The sequence below is a fragment of the Gymnodinialimonas sp. 57CJ19 genome (assembly GCF_038396845.1).
In the GTDB taxonomy this organism is placed as follows: domain Bacteria; phylum Pseudomonadota; class Alphaproteobacteria; order Rhodobacterales; family Rhodobacteraceae; genus Gymnodinialimonas.
The window spans coordinates 2,863,801-2,881,131 of record NZ_CP151587.1 but is presented as its reverse complement, the minus strand read 5'-3'; the positions used below and the strand labels follow the sequence as shown (position 1 = coordinate 2,881,131).

The window sequence follows — 17,331 nt, the reverse complement described above, 5'->3', positions numbered from 1 at the left end:
AGGGCGGTTACGCCCGTGCCTTCTCCTTCGTCAGGGCGGCGGTCAGCCAAATACCCGCCAGCACAACGCAGAAGATGCCGTTCCAGCTGGCCATCGACAGCCCGGCGAAATGCCAGGCCGCCTCGTTACACAGGACAATCTGGGGCCCGGTGGTGGTGTCGAACAAATCCTCCATCGACAAGCTGCCCACATCTTGTGCCGCGCCCGCGCCGCAGACCTGCGGGCCGTCCCACCAGCGTTGCTCTACGCCCGTGTGCAGTAGCGCGATGCCCGCGTTCACTGCCATGGTCAGCCCGCCGAGCCATGCGATGACCGCACGGGGGAACACCACGCCCACCAACGCCAGGCCGATGGCGATGCGGTGCGGCCAGCGTTGCCACAGGCACATGGTGCAAGGCAGAAGCCCCACCCAATATTGAAAGTAGAGCGCGCCGCCAAACAGCGCGGCAGAGCCCAAGCCCGCCAGTAAGATAAGATTGCGCCGTGTCATGATCGTGCTCTCCATTACAGGAACTTCAACACATAGAACCCGCCGCCCAAAAGCAGGCAGAACAGGATGAACATCAGGCCCAAACGCTTCTCGATGAAGTCCTTGATCGGGGCGCCGAATTTCCACAGCAGCGCCGCCACAATAAAGAAGCGCAAACCACGTGCTATAATAGATGTGACGATAAAGGTGCCAAGGGGCAAGCCAGTCCAACCCGACATGATCGTGATCACCTTGTAGGGGAAGGGCGTCAGACCCGCGATCAGCACAGGCCAGAAGCTCAGGTCATTGAACTGCTCGTTGAACTGTTCAATCCGCTCTATCTTGCCAAGGGCTTCAAAGATCGGGCGGCCAATCTCTTCAAACGCAAAAGCGCCGATGGCGTAGCCCAGAAGCCCGCCCAGAACCGAGGCCACAAGACACACCCCCGCAATCAGCCAGGCCCGCGATGGACGCGCCAGGATCATGGGAATCATCAAGACGTCGGGCGGGATCGGAAAAACCGAGCTTTCCGCGAAGCTTACAATCGCCAAAACCCATAGTGCATTGGGGTGTCCGGCAAAGCCCATAACCCAGTCATAAAGGCGGCGTAGCATCTTGGCGTCCTCATATAATTCGCCCGCTTAGTGACGTATCGCGCACAAGGGAGCAAGCGGAGGCTTACAGCGTGTTGACGGCGCCGTCCGGGGGCGCTATCCGGTCGCCACAGGGCCCGAGTGGCGGAATTGGTAGACGCAGGGGATTCAAAATCCCCCGCCGCGAGGCTTGTCGGTTCGAGTCCGACCTCGGGTACCAGCCCTTCGCAAGAAGACGACGACAAACGCCGGGGTTCGCCCCGGCGTTGCCATTTTTCGGGGCGTGTGTTTCCGGCATGTCGCTATGTGGCACGAATGCGGCAAAGCCTTGGCCCAGGGCCACCGCGCCCGGCGTCACCTTCTCGCCAAAACGCCCGTGGCGCTATCGCTCCGATTCGGTTGGATTAATTCTGAAAATGCGCAACTGACCGGAAGGACATGTCCAAATGGTCAGGTTTTGCGTGTCGTAGCGGTGCACTGCTGGCAACAGACTGTTTCCGTTACGTCGGTTCGCGTTTGTTGCTGGATTGGCGACAATCGTGCAGAAGCGCCAATCGCTCGCTTTGGGCTGCTTTGACCAAGGGGCAAGAACGCAACGTTTGCGGCAAGAAAAACAGGCGTTTCCAAATGTGGCGATTTTGTGATCTCGAAACAATCATGGCGAAAACACGGCCAACACCATGCCGTTTCAGCCCCAGTCTGACCCAAAAGTTGACACATTCTCTAAAAATTTCCCTTCTCCTTACTCAATTCTTTGGGGTATCTCTCACTCAGCCCAACTGGGGGGCGATGTCTGCAAATAGGCCACGGGGGCGGCCGCACACGAATGTCGCGTGAAAACGCGGGAGGGGTGTTGCCGTTAAGAAGACCGGTCAAGAATGACTGCGTTGGCAATCGGTGCGAGCTACGACCGTCGAGGCGTAGTATCGTCCTGTCGAGACCCGTGTCTCGATCCTCTCCTTCCACTTGGAACATTCTTGTGCGTGCCGCCCTTGGGCCAGCCAGCATCGCATCAGTTTGAATAATTTTTTCCTGCGTGAGTGGGGAGGTCCGGCGTTCGGTCGGCAATAGGAGAGTGCGAGATGACGAATTTCACTGACCCGGCAAATCTGGATAAATTGATCGGACTTTGGGACTTCCGCGAAGGCAACGAGACGGCCGACACGGGACTGGATGACGGCATCGCGCAAAACGGCGAGACGCTGGACAATCCTCCCGACGGCTCCAACGCGCAGGCCGCCAGCTTCGGTGGCGGTTACCTTCACGTCGGCAGCGGCAGCAACAGCCACCCGACCGTCTTCGATGTGAACGCCGATGCGAACAGTTCTTCCGACGATGAACAGTTCAATCTCGATCGCGGCACCCTTGAAGTGCAGTTCATTCAGACGGAACAATCGGGTAGCTCAGAAGATGTGATCCTTTCGCGCGGCGAGGAGAAGATCGACGAGGACGACGAAGGTTTCTTCGAGATCCGGGTCACGAAATATGGCGAAGTCGAAGCCTATCACAACACGAACGACGGCGACGCCAAGGTCGAGCTCTCGACCAGCAAGGATTTCTTCTGCCCCGGAGACGTCGTCAACGTTAAGTACAGCTTCGACGTCGCCACCGGCGCGACCCTGACGGTAACCAACGTGACAGCGGGCACATCCGAGACGATCACGGTAGAGGAACCCGGTCTCACGTTCGATCTGACCGACAACGACGATGAGGAATTCACCTTCGGCGCGCGTGAGTCAGACGACGGCGAATACGACAAGGAATTCGAGGGCAAGATAGATTACGTTGCTCTCTACACCACCGAGGGCGGCCCCTCCGGTCCTGGCGGGCCCGACGGCATCGTTGATGGCGAGGACTTCGGTGAGGTCATGCTGCCGGGTTACGACGACGCCAACGCACCGACCGATGGCGGCGGTGACATGATCGACGGCGACGATGGTCTCGACGACGTGATCATGGGCAATGGCGGCGACGACAGCATCCACGCGGGTCTTGGCGACGACACGGTCTTCGGCGGCGCGGACAATGACACGATTTCTGGCGATCAGGGCGATGATCTGATCATCGGCGACGGGACAACCAGTGCCCCGGTCACCATGGTGCGCGAGAGCTTCGAGTGGGACAAGGCGCCTGATCCCAACGGGCCCGGCGACATCGAGAATGGCGATCCGATCACCGGGTTCACCCAGAACACCGGCAACGTTGACGTGGCCTTCTCGATCGTGACAGCGGACGCTTCCGTCGACAGCGAATTTGCCAACAACAAGCAAAACGTCGATGACATCGTGGACGATGGTTCTGACGTCGACGAATACAGCTCTCTGTCCAGCACGGCAGAGCACAATGGCGACCGCGAGGCCTATCAGCTAGAGTTCTCGGACCCGGTCGAAAACGTCTCGTTCCGTGTCAATGACATCGACGGCGACGGCGTGGTGAAGTTCACCGCTTATCTTGACGGCGCGCCGGTCGAATTCCTGTTGGAGGGCGGCAAAAAGCTGACGCTTCTGGATACCGACGGCGTCGCAGGCGTGGACACCGCGGATTCCCAAGGTGACTACAAGGACGACGATTCCGACTATTACTCGGTGCTGGTCACGATCCCCGGCCCGGTCGATCGTATCGTCATCGACCACAGCCAGGACGGCAATAACGACAGCGGCATCAACGTCACGGACGTCTACTTCGACGCGCCCGAAGTGGCGGACGTGCCTTTCGGCGACGACAGCCTGCTTGGCAGCGAAGGCGACGACACCATTTACGGCGACAACGGGGACGTGGCCGCCGGAGATCCTGCGCAGAGCGGTGGTAACGACACGCTGATCGGCGGTGAAGGGGACGACGCCCTCTTTGGCGAAGGCGGCGATGACACCATCATTGCAGGCGCGGGCGACGATGTGACCGGCGGCGAAGGCTCCGACATGATCGTTGTGGACGCCGACGAGATCGACGGCGCGGGCAATAAAACCGGCGATATCAACGTCGATGGCTCTACCGAGGGCACCGACAACGATACCCTCGACCTGACGGCCTTTGAAGCCTACCGCAACCTGACCGAGACACCGGACGCCGACGGCGACAGCACCTCGGGTACCGTCGAAGTGCAAAACGGCGACGGCGATTGGGTGAACGTCAACTTCCTAGAGATCGAGAACCTGCTTCTGCCAGACCTCTACAATGAAGGCCCGGATGCGGTTGACGACTCCATTCCCGTGGACGAGGACGAGTCTGTCACCTTCAACCCATTGGCCAACGACAGTGATCCCGAAGGCGACCCCCTGACGGTCACCGATATTTCTGACCCGTCAAACGGCACGCTGACGGACAATGGCGACGGCACATACACCTACGAGCCGAACGACGACTTCAACGGCACCGATAGCGTCACCTACACCATCTCCGATGGGAACGGCGGCACGGATACGGCGACGATCACCTTTAACGTGGCCCCGGTAAACGATGCGCCGGATGCGGTGAACGACTCGGTCACCACCGATGAGGATACGGCGATCACCATCGACGTGCTGGACAATGACACCGACGTGGACGGCGACCCGCTGGAGATCACGGGCGCTTCCGTGCCTGCCGATCAAGGCACCGTGGAAATCGTCGGCAACGAGCTGCTTTTCACCCCGGCCGAGAACTTCAACGGCCCGGCGACGATCAGCTACTCTATCTCCGACGGCCAAGGCGGCACCGACACGGCAGAGGTGCTCGTGAACGTGACCCCGGTTAACGACGATCCTGTCGCGGTAGATGACACCGCTTCCACCATGGAAGACGAAAGCGTCGTCATCGACCTGATCGGTAACGACACCGATGTGGACGGCGACACGCTGGAACTGGCTTCGGTCTCTGTCGATCCAGCGCTTGGCACTGTTGTGGACAACGGCGACGGCACGGTGACCTTCACGCCTGCGCCTGACTACAACGGCCCGGTGACGATTGATTACACCGTTTCCGACGGCAATGGCGGCACCGATGATGGCCAGGCGGTTGTCTCTGTGGGCGCGGTCAACGATGGCCCAACGGCTGTTGACGACAGTGCATCCACCGATGAAGACACCGCCGTTACGATCAACGTGATCGGCAACGACACCGACCCCGATGGCGATACGCTGGAAGTGGTGGGCGCGACAGTTCCCGCCGATCAAGGGACGGTCGTGAACAACGGCGACGGTACGCTGACTTTCACCCCGGCTGAGAACTACAATGGTCCGGCTGAAATCACCTACACCATCACCGATGGCAACGGCGGTACCGATGAGGGCACTGTTAACGTAACGGTTAACCCCGTTAACGACGATCCAGTCGCGGTAGATGATATCGAGACAACCGACGAAGACGTTGCGGTTGTGGTCGATCTGCTCGGCAACGACACCGACGTGGACGGCGACACGCTGGAGCTGGCCTCGGTCTCGGTTGATCCGGCGCTTGGCACCGTTGTGGACAACGGCGACGGCACGGTGACCTTCACACCTGCGCCTGATTACAACGGCCCGGTGACGATTGATTACACCGTTTCCGACGGCAACGGCGGCACCGACGATGGCCAAGCCATCGTCTCGGTCGGTGCGGTCAATGACAGCCCCGAGGCCGAAGATGACACCGCGTCTACCGATGAGGACACGCAGGTCATCATCGACGACGTGCTCGACAACGACAGCGATCCCGATGGCGACACGCTGACGATCATCTCCGCCACTGTGCCTGCCGATCAGGGCACGGTCACGATTGACGGCGACAACCTCGTCTTCGACCCGGCAGAGAACTTCAACGGCGACGCGACGATCACCTACACGATCTCGGACGGCAACGGCGGCACAGACACGGCGGACGTCGTGGTCACCGTGGCCCCCGTCAACGATGACCCGGACGCGGTGGATGACGCCGACAGCACCGACTTCGAGACTGCGGTTGAGATCGACGTGTTGGCCAACGACAGCGACCTCGATGGCGACACGCTTACGGTTGCCAGCATCTCTGTCCCGGCCTCGGAGGGTACGCTTGCGCCCACCGGCACCGAAGGCGTCTACTCTTTCACGCCGGCAGACGGTTTCGAGGGCACGGCGACGGTCACCTACACCATCTCTGACGGCAATGGCGGCACCGATACCGCGACCCACACCATCGAGGTTGGCGCAGATCCGACCCCGCCCGATGGCGTTGTTGACGGCGAGGACTTCGCCGAGGACATGGGCCCCGGCTATGATGACAGCAACCTGCCCACCGATGGTGGCGGTGACTTCATCGACGGACCTGATGGCGACGACGACATCATCGAAGGCAACGGCGGCGATGACACGATCAACGCGGGCCAGGGCTCTGACACCGTATCCGGCGGCACGGGCGACGACAGCATCGTCGGCGGCGCATCCGACGACGGCGATGACCTGAGCGGCGATGAAGGCGACGACACGCTGCGCGGCGGTGGCGGCGACGACACCCTGGACGGTGGCGTCGGCGACGACGTGACCGACGGCGGCACCGGCGATGATGATATCACCGGCGGCGACGGCGCCGACAGCGTTTTGGGCGGTGACGGCAACGACACCATCGACACCTCTGGCAGCCAGGATCTGTTGGACGCAGGCTGGCCGGGCTACGGTCCGATCCCCGCTGTCGCACCCGACAGCGACCCCGATGATGACAAGGACACCGTTGACGGCGGGGCGGGCGATGACCTGATCTCCACTGGCGACGATGCCGACGTGATCAACGCGGGCACCGGTAACGATACCGTGGACGCAGGCATCGACGATGACAGCGTTCAAGGGGGCGCGGGCGACGACCTGCTGATCGGTTCCGAGGGTAACGATACGCTTTCGGGTGGCGGCGGTGACGACACCATCTTCGGTGGTCTTGAAACGCCGGCTCCCGATGGGGTGAACCTTGCCGACGACGGCTTTGGCGCACCGTTCGGCCCCGATCCCGATCCTCTCAACAACGCCGACCTCATCGACGGTGGCGCGGGCGACGACCTGATCTACGGCCAGGACGATGCCGACACGATCACGGGCGGCACCGGCAACGACACCATCGACGGCGGAGTGGATGACGACTCTATCATGGGTGGTCAGGGCGAGGACTCCATCGAAGGAGGCCACGGTCAGGACTTCATCCAGGGCAACAACGACAACGACTGGATTTCCGGTGGTCGCGGCTCGGACACGCTGGAAGGCAACGCAGGCGATGACACGATCATCGGCGGCGCGGGCGACAGCATCATCGGCGGTGGCGGTGCGGACAGCATCTTCATCGACCAGGACGAAGTGGACGAGAACGGCGACAACGACGCTGCCATCTTCGTGGAAGGCAACACCTTCGGCGATGACAACGACACGCTCGACCTGACCGACTTCGTGGCCTACCGGAACCTGGTGGAAACCACCGATGGCGACCTGGACAGCACCTCTGGCTCGGTTGAAGTCCAGAACGATGAGGACGAGTGGGTTGAAGTCACCTTCAACGAGATCGAGAACCTGCTGCTTCCCCCGAAAGCTCCCGATGGGGTGGTCGACGGCGAAGAATTCGGCGAGGTCATGGATCCCGGCTATGATGACAGCAATCCGCCCACCGACGGCGGCGGTGACATCATCGACGGACCCGACGGCGACGACGACAGCATCCGTGGCAACGGTGGTGATGACACCATCAACGCGGGTGAGGGCGACGACACCGTAGATGGCGGCGACGACGACGACAGCGTGCGGGGTGGCAACGGCGACGACATCGTCATGGGCGGTGACGGCGACGACACTGTGCGCGGCGAGGAAGGCGACGACACCGTTTCCGGTGGTGACGGCGACGACTCCGTCACTGGCGGCGCTGGCGATGACGTTCTGGATGGCGGCGCAGGCGACGACAGCCTGACCGGCGGCTCCGGCGATGACACCATCGACGGTGGCTTGGGTGATGACACGATCACCGGCTCCACCGGTGCCGACAGCATCACCGACATGGATGGCGACAACGTAATCAACTCGGACAACCCGGGCTCGTTCAACCCAGACCTCGGCACGCCAATCCCGACTGCCGGTGGCACCGGGCCGTTCATTATTGCGGCGCCGGATGCAGATCCTGACGACAACAAGGACACCATCACCACAGGTGCCGGCGACGACACCATCAATGCCGGTGACGATGCCGATGTGATCGATGCAGGCGACGGCGACAATGTCGTTGACGGCGGCACCGATGCGGACACCATCACGACGGGGTCCGGCGACGACAGCATCGTGGGTGGCGAAGGCAGCGACCTGATCAACTCTGGCGACGGTGATGACACCATCGACGGCGGCGTCGGCAACGATCTGGCCAACTTCATCGACGAGCCAAACGACGGCTTCACCGGCGACCCAATCTTGAACAATGGCGATGACACCATCAACGCCGGCGCCGGGGACGACGTGGTCAACGGCGAGGACGACAACGACCTTATTGATGGCGGTGAAGGCGACGATACGCTGGACGGCGGCATCGACGACGACACCATCCTGGGTGGCGAAGGCGACGACGTTATCATCGGCGGCCAAGGGGCAGATAGCCTTGACGGTGGCTTGGGTGACGACACTTTCAACGTGGGCACGTTCACCGATCCGAACGGCACCGGTGACTATGTTGAAGGCGCGGGCGACACCATCGTTGGCGGTGAAGACCCCGGCGACGGCGATGTCGACACCCTCGACCTGACGGGCGCGGGATCGCTGAAAGTTGTTTACGACGACGGGATCGACCCAACCGGTACGCCCGGTGAATCCGGCACGGTGATCTTCTACACCGACAATACTCAGAGCGAAGAAGCCGGCCGCCTTGAGTTCAAGGAAATCGAGAACGTCATCCCCTGCTTCACGCCGGGGGCGATGATTGCCACACCACGTGGTGAGGTTCCGGTGGAAACCCTGCGCGAAGGCGACAAGGTGATCACCCGCGACAACGGCATCCAGGAGATCCGTTGGACCGGAAACCGGACCCTGAACCGCACGGAATTGGCGGAAGGGAATGGCCTCAAGCCGATCCTGATCAAGGCGGGCTCCCTTGGGCGCAATCTGCCCGAGCGGGACATGCTGGTCAGCCCGCAACACCGCGTGTTGATCACCGGCGAGACTCCGCAGCTCTACTTTGAAGAGAGCGAAGTTCTGGTCGCAGCCAAGCATCTGGTCGGCAAGCAGGGCGTGAGCGTCATGGATACGATGCGCACCACCTACATCCACTTCATGTTCGACCGCCACGAAGTGGTTCTGTCGGACGGCGCTTGGACGGAAAGCTTCCAGCCAGGTGATCAGACCCTGGGTGCCATGGGCGAGGCGACACGCGAGGAAATCCTTGCGCTGTTCCCTGAGCTTGCCACCGAAGGCGGCCTGACCGACTACGCGGCAGCGCGCCGCTCGCTTAAGGCCCATGAGGCGAAACTGCTTCGCCTCTGACGGCCTAGGGGACGCGTGTTGCTCGCACCACGCGCGTCCCTCCGGACACTGTAGCTACGTGTAACGAGTGTTGAGCGTGTGTGTTTTGTAACGAGTAAGACGACGTAACGCTTAAACGGTACCGCGGACGATCTCAGGGGGCTGAGGTCGTCCGTTTTTCGTAGACCGGGCCTCGGCCCGGGGCCGCCGCGTTGCCACGCGACGCCTCAGGACGACCGATTCGCCCGCCACGCGGCCCAATCCTCGGGCGTGTCCAGATCGACGGTGGCGCGGTCATCCTTCAGCGGGATCAGCGCCACATCGCTGGCATGGGCTTTCAAAATCGACCGCGCCCCTTCATCGCCTTGCAGTTTCGCCAGATGCTTCAGATACTTGGCCGCGAAGACGACCGGCTGCCCCGGCGTGCCCGTGTCGCTGGCCGCCTGAACGATGGGGGCAATGCCTTGGCCGTGCAGACCCAACAACAAATGCAGATCGCCTGCGGTGATGTCAGGCATATCGGCCAGAGCGATCATCACAGAAGTGTTCTTGAGCCCCGCCACGCCCGCCCGGATGGAAGCGGCCATGCCGTCGTCGCCTTCGGCCTCCACAACCTCGGCGGTGATACCGTCCAGCGCGGCACGGCGCGCGGGTTGGTCCGGGCCAAGCACGATGCGGGTGTCACCGCCTTTGACGCAACGCTCGGCCATGAGGCGCAGAAGCGGTCGGCCGTCCACCTCTTCCAGCAGCTTGTCGCGATCCCCCATCCGGGAAGAGGCACCGGCGGCCAGCAGAACAATCAAACGGCTCATCCGCGCATCCGCACGTCTTCGCCGTCAAACAACGGATTGGTGATCAGACGGGCAGGGCGCATACGGCCGAGGATTTCAATCTCCACCGCCAGCCCTTCGACGGCCCTGTCGCGCGGCACAAAGCCAAGGGCGATGGATTTCCCGGCGGTGTGCGAATAGCCGCCCGAGGTGCAGAACCCTACGACCGCACCGTCAATCGAGATCGGCTCATAGGCGACAACATCGGCGTCGAGAGCGTCCACCTCAAACGCGGCGAGGACGCGGCTTGGCGCAGAGGAGCGGTCAGCCTCGGCCGCCGCGCGGCCAATGAAGTCGGTGTTTTTCTTCCAAGAGATGAAGCGATCAAGCCCGGTCTCCGCGGGCGTGTAATCAGGCGAAAATTCCCGCATCCACGAGCCAAAGAACTTGTCCAACCGCAGCGACATCATCGCCCGCATCCCGAACGGCTTTATCCCGAACGGCTGGCCCGCCTTCCATAGCACCTCCCACAGGGCGCGTTGTTCCATGGCGTCCACGTAGATTTCATACCCCAGATCGCCGGTGTAGCTGACGCGCTGCACAAAGGCGGTGGAATGGCCGATGGTTAGCTGGCGCGCGTCCATGAACTTCATGTCGGCCACGTCCTCGCGGGCCACAGCCTGCAACACATCACGGGCATGGGGGCCTGCGATCTGAAACCCGGTGCGCCGGTCCGAGACGTTATCAAGGCGCACATCGCCGTCCGCGTCGTCTGGCGGGTTCTGCATGAACCAGCGCATGTGATAGGCCTGCGCCCCGTAGGAACCGGTCAGCTGAAAGTGTGTCTCGGACAGGCAGGTGACGGTAAAATCGCCGATGATCTGGCCCTTGGGCGAGAGCATCGGGTTCAGCGCCAGCCGCCCCGGTTTGGGGATGCGGCCCGCCATGATCCGGTCCAACCAGGCCCGCGCGCCGGGGCCTTGCACGTCGTATTTGCCGAAGTTCTGCACTTCGTTGATGCCGACGGCCTCGCGTACCGCTTTCACTTCCCGCGCGGTGGCGTCCCACGCGTTGGAGCGGCGGAAGGAGGGGGCCTCATAGCGAGGCTCGTCGGGGGCCGCGAAATAATTCGGCACTTCCAGCCCGTACTGCTGCCCCCAGACCGCGCCCATACCGTCAAAGACGTCATACATCGGCGTGGTGCGGCAGGGGCGCGCGGCGGGGAGTTCCTCGTTCGGGTAGACCACCGAGAAGCGGGTTTGATAGTTCTCGATCACCTTGGGCAGCGTGTAGGCGGGGGTGATCCAGCGACCAAAGCGAGCCACATCCATGGCCATCACGTCGCGCTCGGCCTCGCCCTCGACCATCCATTGCGCAAGCGACAGGCCAACCCCGCCGCCCTGGCTGAAGCCCGCCATCACGCCGCAGGCGGACCAATAGTTGCGCAGGCCCGGTACGGGGCCGACCAGAGGGTTGCCATCAGGGGCGAAGGTGAAGGGGCCGTGGACAACGGATTTGATGCCCGCGCGTTCCAGCACCGGGAAGCGGCGGAAGGCGAAGGCGATGGAATCCTCAATCTTGTCGAAGTCGTCGGGCAGGAGTTCATGGCCAAAATCCCAAGGGGTGCCATCGACAGCCCAGGGGCGGCAGGTTTTCTCGTAGAAGCCGATGCAGAGGCCACGCCCTTCTTGCCGGAGATAGGATTCGCCCGCGGGATCCATGACGTGGGGATGCTCGGTGTCGCGCTCGTAGATCTCAGGCGTTTCCTCGGTCACAAGGTATTGGTGTTCCATCGGATGCAGCGGCAGGTAACACCCCGCCATGGCCGCCACCTCCCGCGCCCAGAGACCTGCGGCGTTGACCAGATGCTCGGCGATGATCGTGCCTTTGTCGGTGACGATCTCCCACGATCCATCCACACGAGCGTTGGTCTCCAACACCTTGGTATGGGTATGAATTTGCGCACCGCCCATGCGCGCGGCCTTGGCATATGCATAGGTGGTGCCAGAGGGGTCCAGATGGCCATCGAGCGGATCATAGAGCCCGCCGAGGATGCCTTCGGTGTTGGTGATCGGCGCGAGCTTGGCGATTTCCTCGGGCGAGACGATTTCCGTCTCGAGCCCCATGAAGCGGTGCTTTGCGCGCTCGGCCTTGAGCATGTCCAATCGCTCGGGCGTGTCGGCCAGGGTGACGCCGCCCACATGGTGCAAGCCGCAGGACATGCCGGTGAGGTCTTCGAGTTCCCGGTAGAGGCGGATGGTATAGCCCTGAAGGGCCGCCATGTTGGTATCACCGTTGAGCGTGTGAAACCCGCCCGCCGCGTGCCAGGTGGAGCCTGACGTGAGTTCAGAGCGTTCCAGCAGCGTCACATCGGACCAGCCCAGTTTCGTCAGGTGGTAGGCGACGGAACAGCCAACGACGCCGCCGCCGATGATGCAAACACGGGTGTGGGATTTCATCGCTGTGCCTCCTGTGGGTTTGGGTCATCTGAGGTCACGGGGCGATGGTGGGCAAGTCTGATTGCGACATTAGCGGGTCGGTCGCGGACGGGATCTTGGGGGGCGCGGGTGAGGCGCTTCAATCGCGGACCCGATCGTATGGGGCGGCGGGGGAGTGAGTTGTATGGGCCAAGATGAAGGGGGAGCGGCGCGCTTTATTGGCTGGCGAGGGCGTCTTGCAGCAAGGTCATGACGGTGTCGGTGGGGACATCGGCGGTGACGAAGGCGTCCCCGATGGCACGGGCCAGGATGAAGCGGAGTTGGCCTGCGACGACCTTTTTGTCTTGTCCCATGAGCTCCATGAGGGTGTGCGCCTCGGGGAGGTCGCCGGGGATGTCGTGGAGGTCTTTTTTCATGCCCATGGCGGCGAGGTGGGCACGCACACGCGACGGGTCTTCCTGGGAGCAGAGGCCGAGGCGGAAGGAGAGCTCGAACGCCAGTGCACAGCCAATGGCGACGCCTTCGCCGTGGAGCAGGCGGTCGGAGTAACCGGTGGCGGCCTCCAGAGCGTGGCAAAAGGTGTGGCCGAGGTTAAGGAGCGCCCGGTCGCCTTGTTCGGTTTCATCGCGGGCGACGATATCGGCTTTCATCTGGACGGCGCGTTTCACCGCTTCCTGGCGCAGGGCTGTGTCGCCCTGGGCCATGGCGGGGCCGTTGATTTCCAACCATTCGAAGAAGGCGGCATCGCCGAGCATGCCGTATTTGGAGACCTCGCCGTAGCCGGCAAGGAAATCACGGCTCTTGAGCGTGCCGAGGACATCAATATCGGCCAGCACCAGAGAGGGTTGGTGGAAGGCCCCGATGAGGTTTTTGCCTTGGGGGGCGTTGATCCCGGTCTTGCCGCCCACGGAGCTGTCCACCTGCGCCAGAAGCGAGGTCGGAATTTGCACGAAACGGATGCCGCGGCGATGGATGGCAGCGGCAAAGCCCACCAGATCGCCGATCACGCCGCCGCCGAAAGCCACGACGATATCGGCACGCTCGACCCGTTCGGTCAGCAGCCAATCGGCGACCCGTTGCAGGTGTGGCCAGGATTTGGTGGCCTCACCGGGGGGGAGGATCAGCGCATCACTTTCGATGTCGGCCGCAGAGAGGCCCGCACGCAGGGCATCCAGGTGCAAGGCGGCGACGGTTTCTTCCGTGACGATCCAGACCTTGGGCCGGGTGAGGAGCGGCGCGATGCGGGCACCGGCCGTGGCGATAAGCCCTGAGCCGATCTCGACATCATAGGCGCGATCGCCAAGGTCTACTCGGACAGTATCAATCATCGGCAGGGGCCTTTTGCAGGGTGCCATTGCGGCGCAGGATCTCCATCACCTTGTCGGCGGTGGCATCGATCGACCAATCGGGTTGGACCGTCACCTTATCGGGCGCCAGGGCGTAGGCGGGGGTCCGTTCCGCCAGCAGGTCGGCGAGGGTGGCCCGCGGGTTCGAAGTGCGCAGAAGCGGGCGGTGGGTCTTGTGCCGTACCCTTGACCATAGCAGCGGCAGGTCGGCCTCGAGCCAGACCACGGTGGCCTTTGCCAAAAGCATGTCGCGGTTGGCGGGCGATAGCCACGCGCCGCCGCCGGTGGACAGGATGCAGGGCGGTCCGCGCAACAGACGCTCGATCACTTGCCCCTCTTTTTCGCGGAAGAAGGGCTCTCCGTAGCGGTCGAAGATCTCGGCGATGGTCAGCTGAGAGGATTGCACGATTTCGACGTCCGAGTCGTGCATCGGCACGTCCAACATTAACGACAGCGCCCGGCCGATCGCGGTTTTTCCGGCGCCCATCATGCCAATAAGCACAACGCTTTTGACCAGTTTCCCCGGCACCTGTGGCACGCTTTCGCCCATGGCTGAAAAAATTCCCTCGATCAGTGGCGAAATCTCGCCTTCCATGGCTTATATGATGTCGCAAGCGGCGGCAAACGTCGAAGGCATCCAAAGGCGTCGGATGCTGACATTTCTAAGGGCAGGTGGACCGGATATGGGGCGGATCATTATTTTGATTTTGGTGTTACTTCTGCTGAGTGCGATCGCACTGGTGGGATATGCCTATTCGGGCTTGATGCAGCCCGATGTGCAAACCGTCACACAACCGGTTGATTTGGATGTGGATTAACGGCGTTAACCTATGGGTCATCGCCTGTGTGTTCGGGGGCGTGGCGGCGGCGCAAGAAATCAATACCAGCGACCTGCCGCCCCTGGGTACGCCCGATTGGCTGTCGGACACGATCACACGGCCCCATGCCAATATCGCTACCGATGCCTCAATCCCGGCGATCACGGTGCTGCCTTTGGATGCGATCCAGCTGGACGCTGTCGGGCTGTTGCCAAGCTCGATCACTGGCTTGCCTGCGGACCTTTGGGGCGCGTCCGAGACGGCGACCTTGGCCGCCTTGATGCGGGCGCAGCCGGTGCAGGGCCTGCCCGCGATGCAAAGCTTCACGCAGACCCTTGCCTTGGCAGAATTAGCGCCGCCGCAAGGGGCCTCACCCGAAGGGTCCGACCTGTTTCTTGCCCGCCTCGACATGTTGCTGACGCGCGGCGCGCTGGACCCGGCGCAAGCCCTGATGGAAAGGGCAGGGCCCACGGCCCCGGCGGTGTTTCGGCGCTGGTTTGATGTGTCCCTGCTGACCGACCGGGCCACCCGCGCGTGCGCCGCGATGAACGCCAACCCCGATATCGCCCCAACCTTGCCCGCCCAGATCTTCTGCCTCGCGCGTGGCGGAGATTGGCCCGCCGCCGCCCTGTTGTTGGGCACCGGAGAGGCCTTGGGCCAGATATCCGAGGACGAGGGAGACCTGATCGCCCGCTTCCTTGACCCTGAATTGTTCGAGGGCGAGCCACCGCTGCCACCGGACGCGAACCTGACCGCGCTGGAGTTCCAGATGCGCATGGCCATCGCCGAACGCCCCGATTCCACCGGTCTGCCCCTGGCCTTCGTTCACGCTGACCTGAGCGTTCTGGCGGGCTGGCGGGCACAGCTTGATGCGGCGGAAAGACTGACCCGCTCGGGCGCCATTGCGCCGCAACAATGGTTGGCGATCTATACGGCCCAAGCCCCGTCGGCCTCGGGCGCGGTCTGGGACCGGGTTGCGGCGGTACAAGCCTTCGACGCCGCCCTGCTGGCCGGTGATCCGGTGGAAACCAGTCGCCGTCTCGTACCGGCATGGGACGCGATGGGGGCCGCGGGCTTGCAGGTGGCATTCGCCGATATCTATGCGGATCGGTTGTTGCGCACGCCGCTGGTGGGCGACGCGGGCATCCTTGCGCGGCAGGTCGGCTTGCTGTCGCCGATCTACGAGGAAGTGGCCCAATCCGCCGTGCCCCAGGATGCCGATGAGCGCTTCGCTTTCGCCATTGCCCGTGGGCTGCCGCCTGATGTTGTTCCCGGCACCTCCGTTCTTGGCCGCGCCGTGGCTGCGGCCTTCGCCGATCCGCTCCCGTCCCACCGCTACGCATCCTACCAGCAAGAAAACCGCTTGGGAGAGGCGCTTTTGCGGGCCGCCCAGACCCTTGCGAGCGGCAGTGCCGATGCCGATGACACCACCGACGCGTTGGTTCTGTTCCGTGCCGTCGGGCTCGAAGACATCGCCCGCCGCGCCGCCCTGCAACTCCTGCTGCTCGAAAACTGACCGATGACAGCCCCCGCCACCGATAGCGACTGGATCGTGCTCTACCTTGATGCTGCCGCGGCCGAGCAGGGGGCGGCGCGCAACACGCTGTTGGCCTATGGCCGTGACTTGCAAGATGCCATGGCGGCGCTCTCCAAATCCGGCGGCTTTGCCACGGCCGACCGCGCGGCATTGGAAGCCTATATCGCGCGGCTCGAGGCCGAAGGCCTAGCCCCCGCCACCCGCGCCCGCCGCCTGTCATCCCTGAAGCAACTCTACCGGTTCGCCCATGAAGAGGGCTGGCGCGATGACAATCCGACGCTACAAATCACCGGCCCCGCCCGGGCGCGCAAACTGCCCAACACGCTCTCGATGGAAGAAGTTGACGCCCTGCTCGAGGCCGCCACCACCCATGGCCGCACCGCGTCCGATCGTCTGCGCAATCATTGCCTGATGCAAATCCTCTACGCCACCGGCCTGCGCGTAACCGAGCTCGTCTCTCTGCCCCTCGCAGCCCTGCGCGGTGATCCGTCTATGCTGTTGGTCCTTGGCAAAGGTGGCAAGGAACGCATGGTTCCCCTCTCACCGCCCGCGCGCGCTGCCATCGCTTCATGGCTCAACTACCTCGATGAAACCCATCAGGCGTCACGCACTGCCCCCAATCCCGCCCCGCAAAGCCCTTTCGCCTTTCCCTCCCGTGGCAAATCCGGCCACCTGACCCGTGTGCGCTTCTTTACCCTGATCAAAGAACTCAGCGCCGCCGCCGGGATCGACCCTTCCCGCGTCACCCCCCACACCCTGCGCCACGCCTTCGCCACGCATTTGCTGCAAAACGGGGCCGACCTTCGCGCGATCCAAACCCTGCTCGGCCACGCCGACATCGCCACGACCGAGATCTATACCCACATCCTCGACGAACGCCTTCGCCAACTGGTGCTCGATAAACACCCCCTCGCGCGGTAGCCGCCGCACTTTCGGGCGCCACGCAGCCCCCATTTCA

General features: G+C 62.9%; 10 protein-coding genes and 1 tRNA gene. 5 read left to right on the top strand and 6 right to left on the bottom strand.

From position 1 onward, the window contains the following. Window positions 1-7: 7 nt before the first annotated feature. Together AADW23_RS14140 and AADW23_RS14135 are read right to left on the bottom strand one after the other, a co-directional pair. Complete coding sequence (locus AADW23_RS14140; protein ID WP_341861587.1) at window positions 8-490, bottom strand: disulfide bond formation protein B; 483 nt, start codon at window positions 488-490, stop codon at window positions 8-10. A gap of 14 nt (window positions 491-504) precedes the next feature. After that, window positions 505-1,083: a YqaA family protein gene (locus AADW23_RS14135; RefSeq protein ID WP_341861586.1), complete on the bottom strand. Its 579-nt coding sequence runs from the start codon at window positions 1,081-1,083 to the stop codon at window positions 505-507. 114 nt (window positions 1,084-1,197) lie between these two features. Here AADW23_RS14135 and AADW23_RS14130 point away from each other — a divergent pair. Together AADW23_RS14130 and AADW23_RS14125 are read left to right on the top strand one after the other, a co-directional pair. Then, window positions 1,198-1,282, top strand: a tRNA-Leu gene (locus AADW23_RS14130). Window positions 1,283-2,144: 862 nt separating this feature from the next. Further along, a complete protein-coding gene (locus AADW23_RS14125; RefSeq protein WP_341861585.1) occupies window positions 2,145-9,485 on the top strand; it encodes a cadherin-like domain-containing protein in 7,341 nt (2,446 codons plus the stop codon). A 206-nt stretch (window positions 9,486-9,691) separates the two neighbouring features. Here AADW23_RS14125 and AADW23_RS14120 read toward each other — a convergent pair whose 3' ends face one another. The 4 genes from AADW23_RS14120 to AADW23_RS14105 all read right to left on the bottom strand — a co-directional run bounded on the left by AADW23_RS14120 (window position 9,692) and on the right by AADW23_RS14105 (window position 14,568). Next, complete coding sequence (locus AADW23_RS14120; protein ID WP_341861584.1) at window positions 9,692-10,276, bottom strand: nucleotidyltransferase family protein; 585 nt, start codon at window positions 10,274-10,276, stop codon at window positions 9,692-9,694. Beyond that, a complete protein-coding gene (locus AADW23_RS14115) occupies window positions 10,273-12,693 on the bottom strand; it encodes an FAD-dependent oxidoreductase (RefSeq protein WP_341861583.1) in 2,421 nt (806 codons plus the stop codon). Before AADW23_RS14115 ends, AADW23_RS14120 begins: the two co-directional genes overlap by 4 nt. A gap of 194 nt (window positions 12,694-12,887) precedes the next feature. Beyond that, window positions 12,888-14,000: a 3-dehydroquinate synthase gene (gene aroB / locus AADW23_RS14110; protein ID WP_341861582.1), complete on the bottom strand. Its 1,113-nt coding sequence runs from the start codon at window positions 13,998-14,000 to the stop codon at window positions 12,888-12,890. After that, window positions 13,993-14,568, bottom strand: coding sequence for a shikimate kinase (locus AADW23_RS14105; RefSeq protein ID WP_341861581.1), 576 nt, complete (start codon window positions 14,566-14,568; stop codon window positions 13,993-13,995). Before AADW23_RS14105 ends, aroB begins: the two co-directional genes overlap by 8 nt. Between AADW23_RS14105 and AADW23_RS14100 the strand changes: the two genes are divergently transcribed. From AADW23_RS14100 to AADW23_RS14090, 3 genes are read left to right on the top strand one after another with little or no spacing between them, the layout of a single operon-like run. Next, window positions 14,567-14,836, top strand: coding sequence for a hypothetical protein (locus AADW23_RS14100; RefSeq protein ID WP_341861580.1), 270 nt, complete (start codon window positions 14,567-14,569; stop codon window positions 14,834-14,836). The genes AADW23_RS14105 and AADW23_RS14100 overlap by 2 nt on opposite strands. Next, window positions 14,826-16,352, top strand: coding sequence for a hypothetical protein (locus AADW23_RS14095; protein ID WP_341861579.1), 1,527 nt, complete (start codon window positions 14,826-14,828; stop codon window positions 16,350-16,352). Before AADW23_RS14100 ends, AADW23_RS14095 begins: the two co-directional genes overlap by 11 nt. 3 nt (window positions 16,353-16,355) lie before the next feature. After that, window positions 16,356-17,294, top strand: coding sequence for a tyrosine recombinase (locus AADW23_RS14090; protein ID WP_341861578.1), 939 nt, complete (start codon window positions 16,356-16,358; stop codon window positions 17,292-17,294). The last annotated feature ends 37 nt before the right edge of the window (window positions 17,295-17,331 follow it).

Excerpts from the sequence above, each read along its gene's own strand:
- AADW23_RS14140 (WP_341861587.1), bottom strand. The coding sequence starts at position 490 with ATGACACGGCGCAATCTTATCTTACTGGCGGGCTTGGGCTCTGCCGCG.
- AADW23_RS14135 (WP_341861586.1), bottom strand. The coding sequence starts at position 1,083 with ATGCTACGCCGCCTTTATGACTGGGTTATGGGCTTTGCCGGACACCCC.
- AADW23_RS14125 (WP_341861585.1), top strand. The coding sequence starts at position 2,145 with ATGACGAATTTCACTGACCCGGCAAATCTGGATAAATTGATCGGACTT.
- AADW23_RS14120 (WP_341861584.1), bottom strand. The coding sequence starts at position 10,276 with ATGAGCCGTTTGATTGTTCTGCTGGCCGCCGGTGCCTCTTCCCGGATG.
- AADW23_RS14115 (WP_341861583.1), bottom strand. The coding sequence starts at position 12,693 with ATGAAATCCCACACCCGTGTTTGCATCATCGGCGGCGGCGTCGTTGGC.
- aroB (WP_341861582.1), bottom strand. The coding sequence starts at position 14,000 with ATGATTGATACTGTCCGAGTAGACCTTGGCGATCGCGCCTATGATGTC.
- AADW23_RS14100 (WP_341861580.1), top strand. The coding sequence starts at position 14,567 with ATGGCTGAAAAAATTCCCTCGATCAGTGGCGAAATCTCGCCTTCCATG.
- AADW23_RS14105 (WP_341861581.1), bottom strand. The coding sequence starts at position 14,568 with ATGGGCGAAAGCGTGCCACAGGTGCCGGGGAAACTGGTCAAAAGCGTT.
- AADW23_RS14095 (WP_341861579.1), top strand. The coding sequence starts at position 14,826 with ATGTGGATTAACGGCGTTAACCTATGGGTCATCGCCTGTGTGTTCGGG.
- AADW23_RS14090 (WP_341861578.1), top strand. The coding sequence starts at position 16,356 with ATGACAGCCCCCGCCACCGATAGCGACTGGATCGTGCTCTACCTTGAT.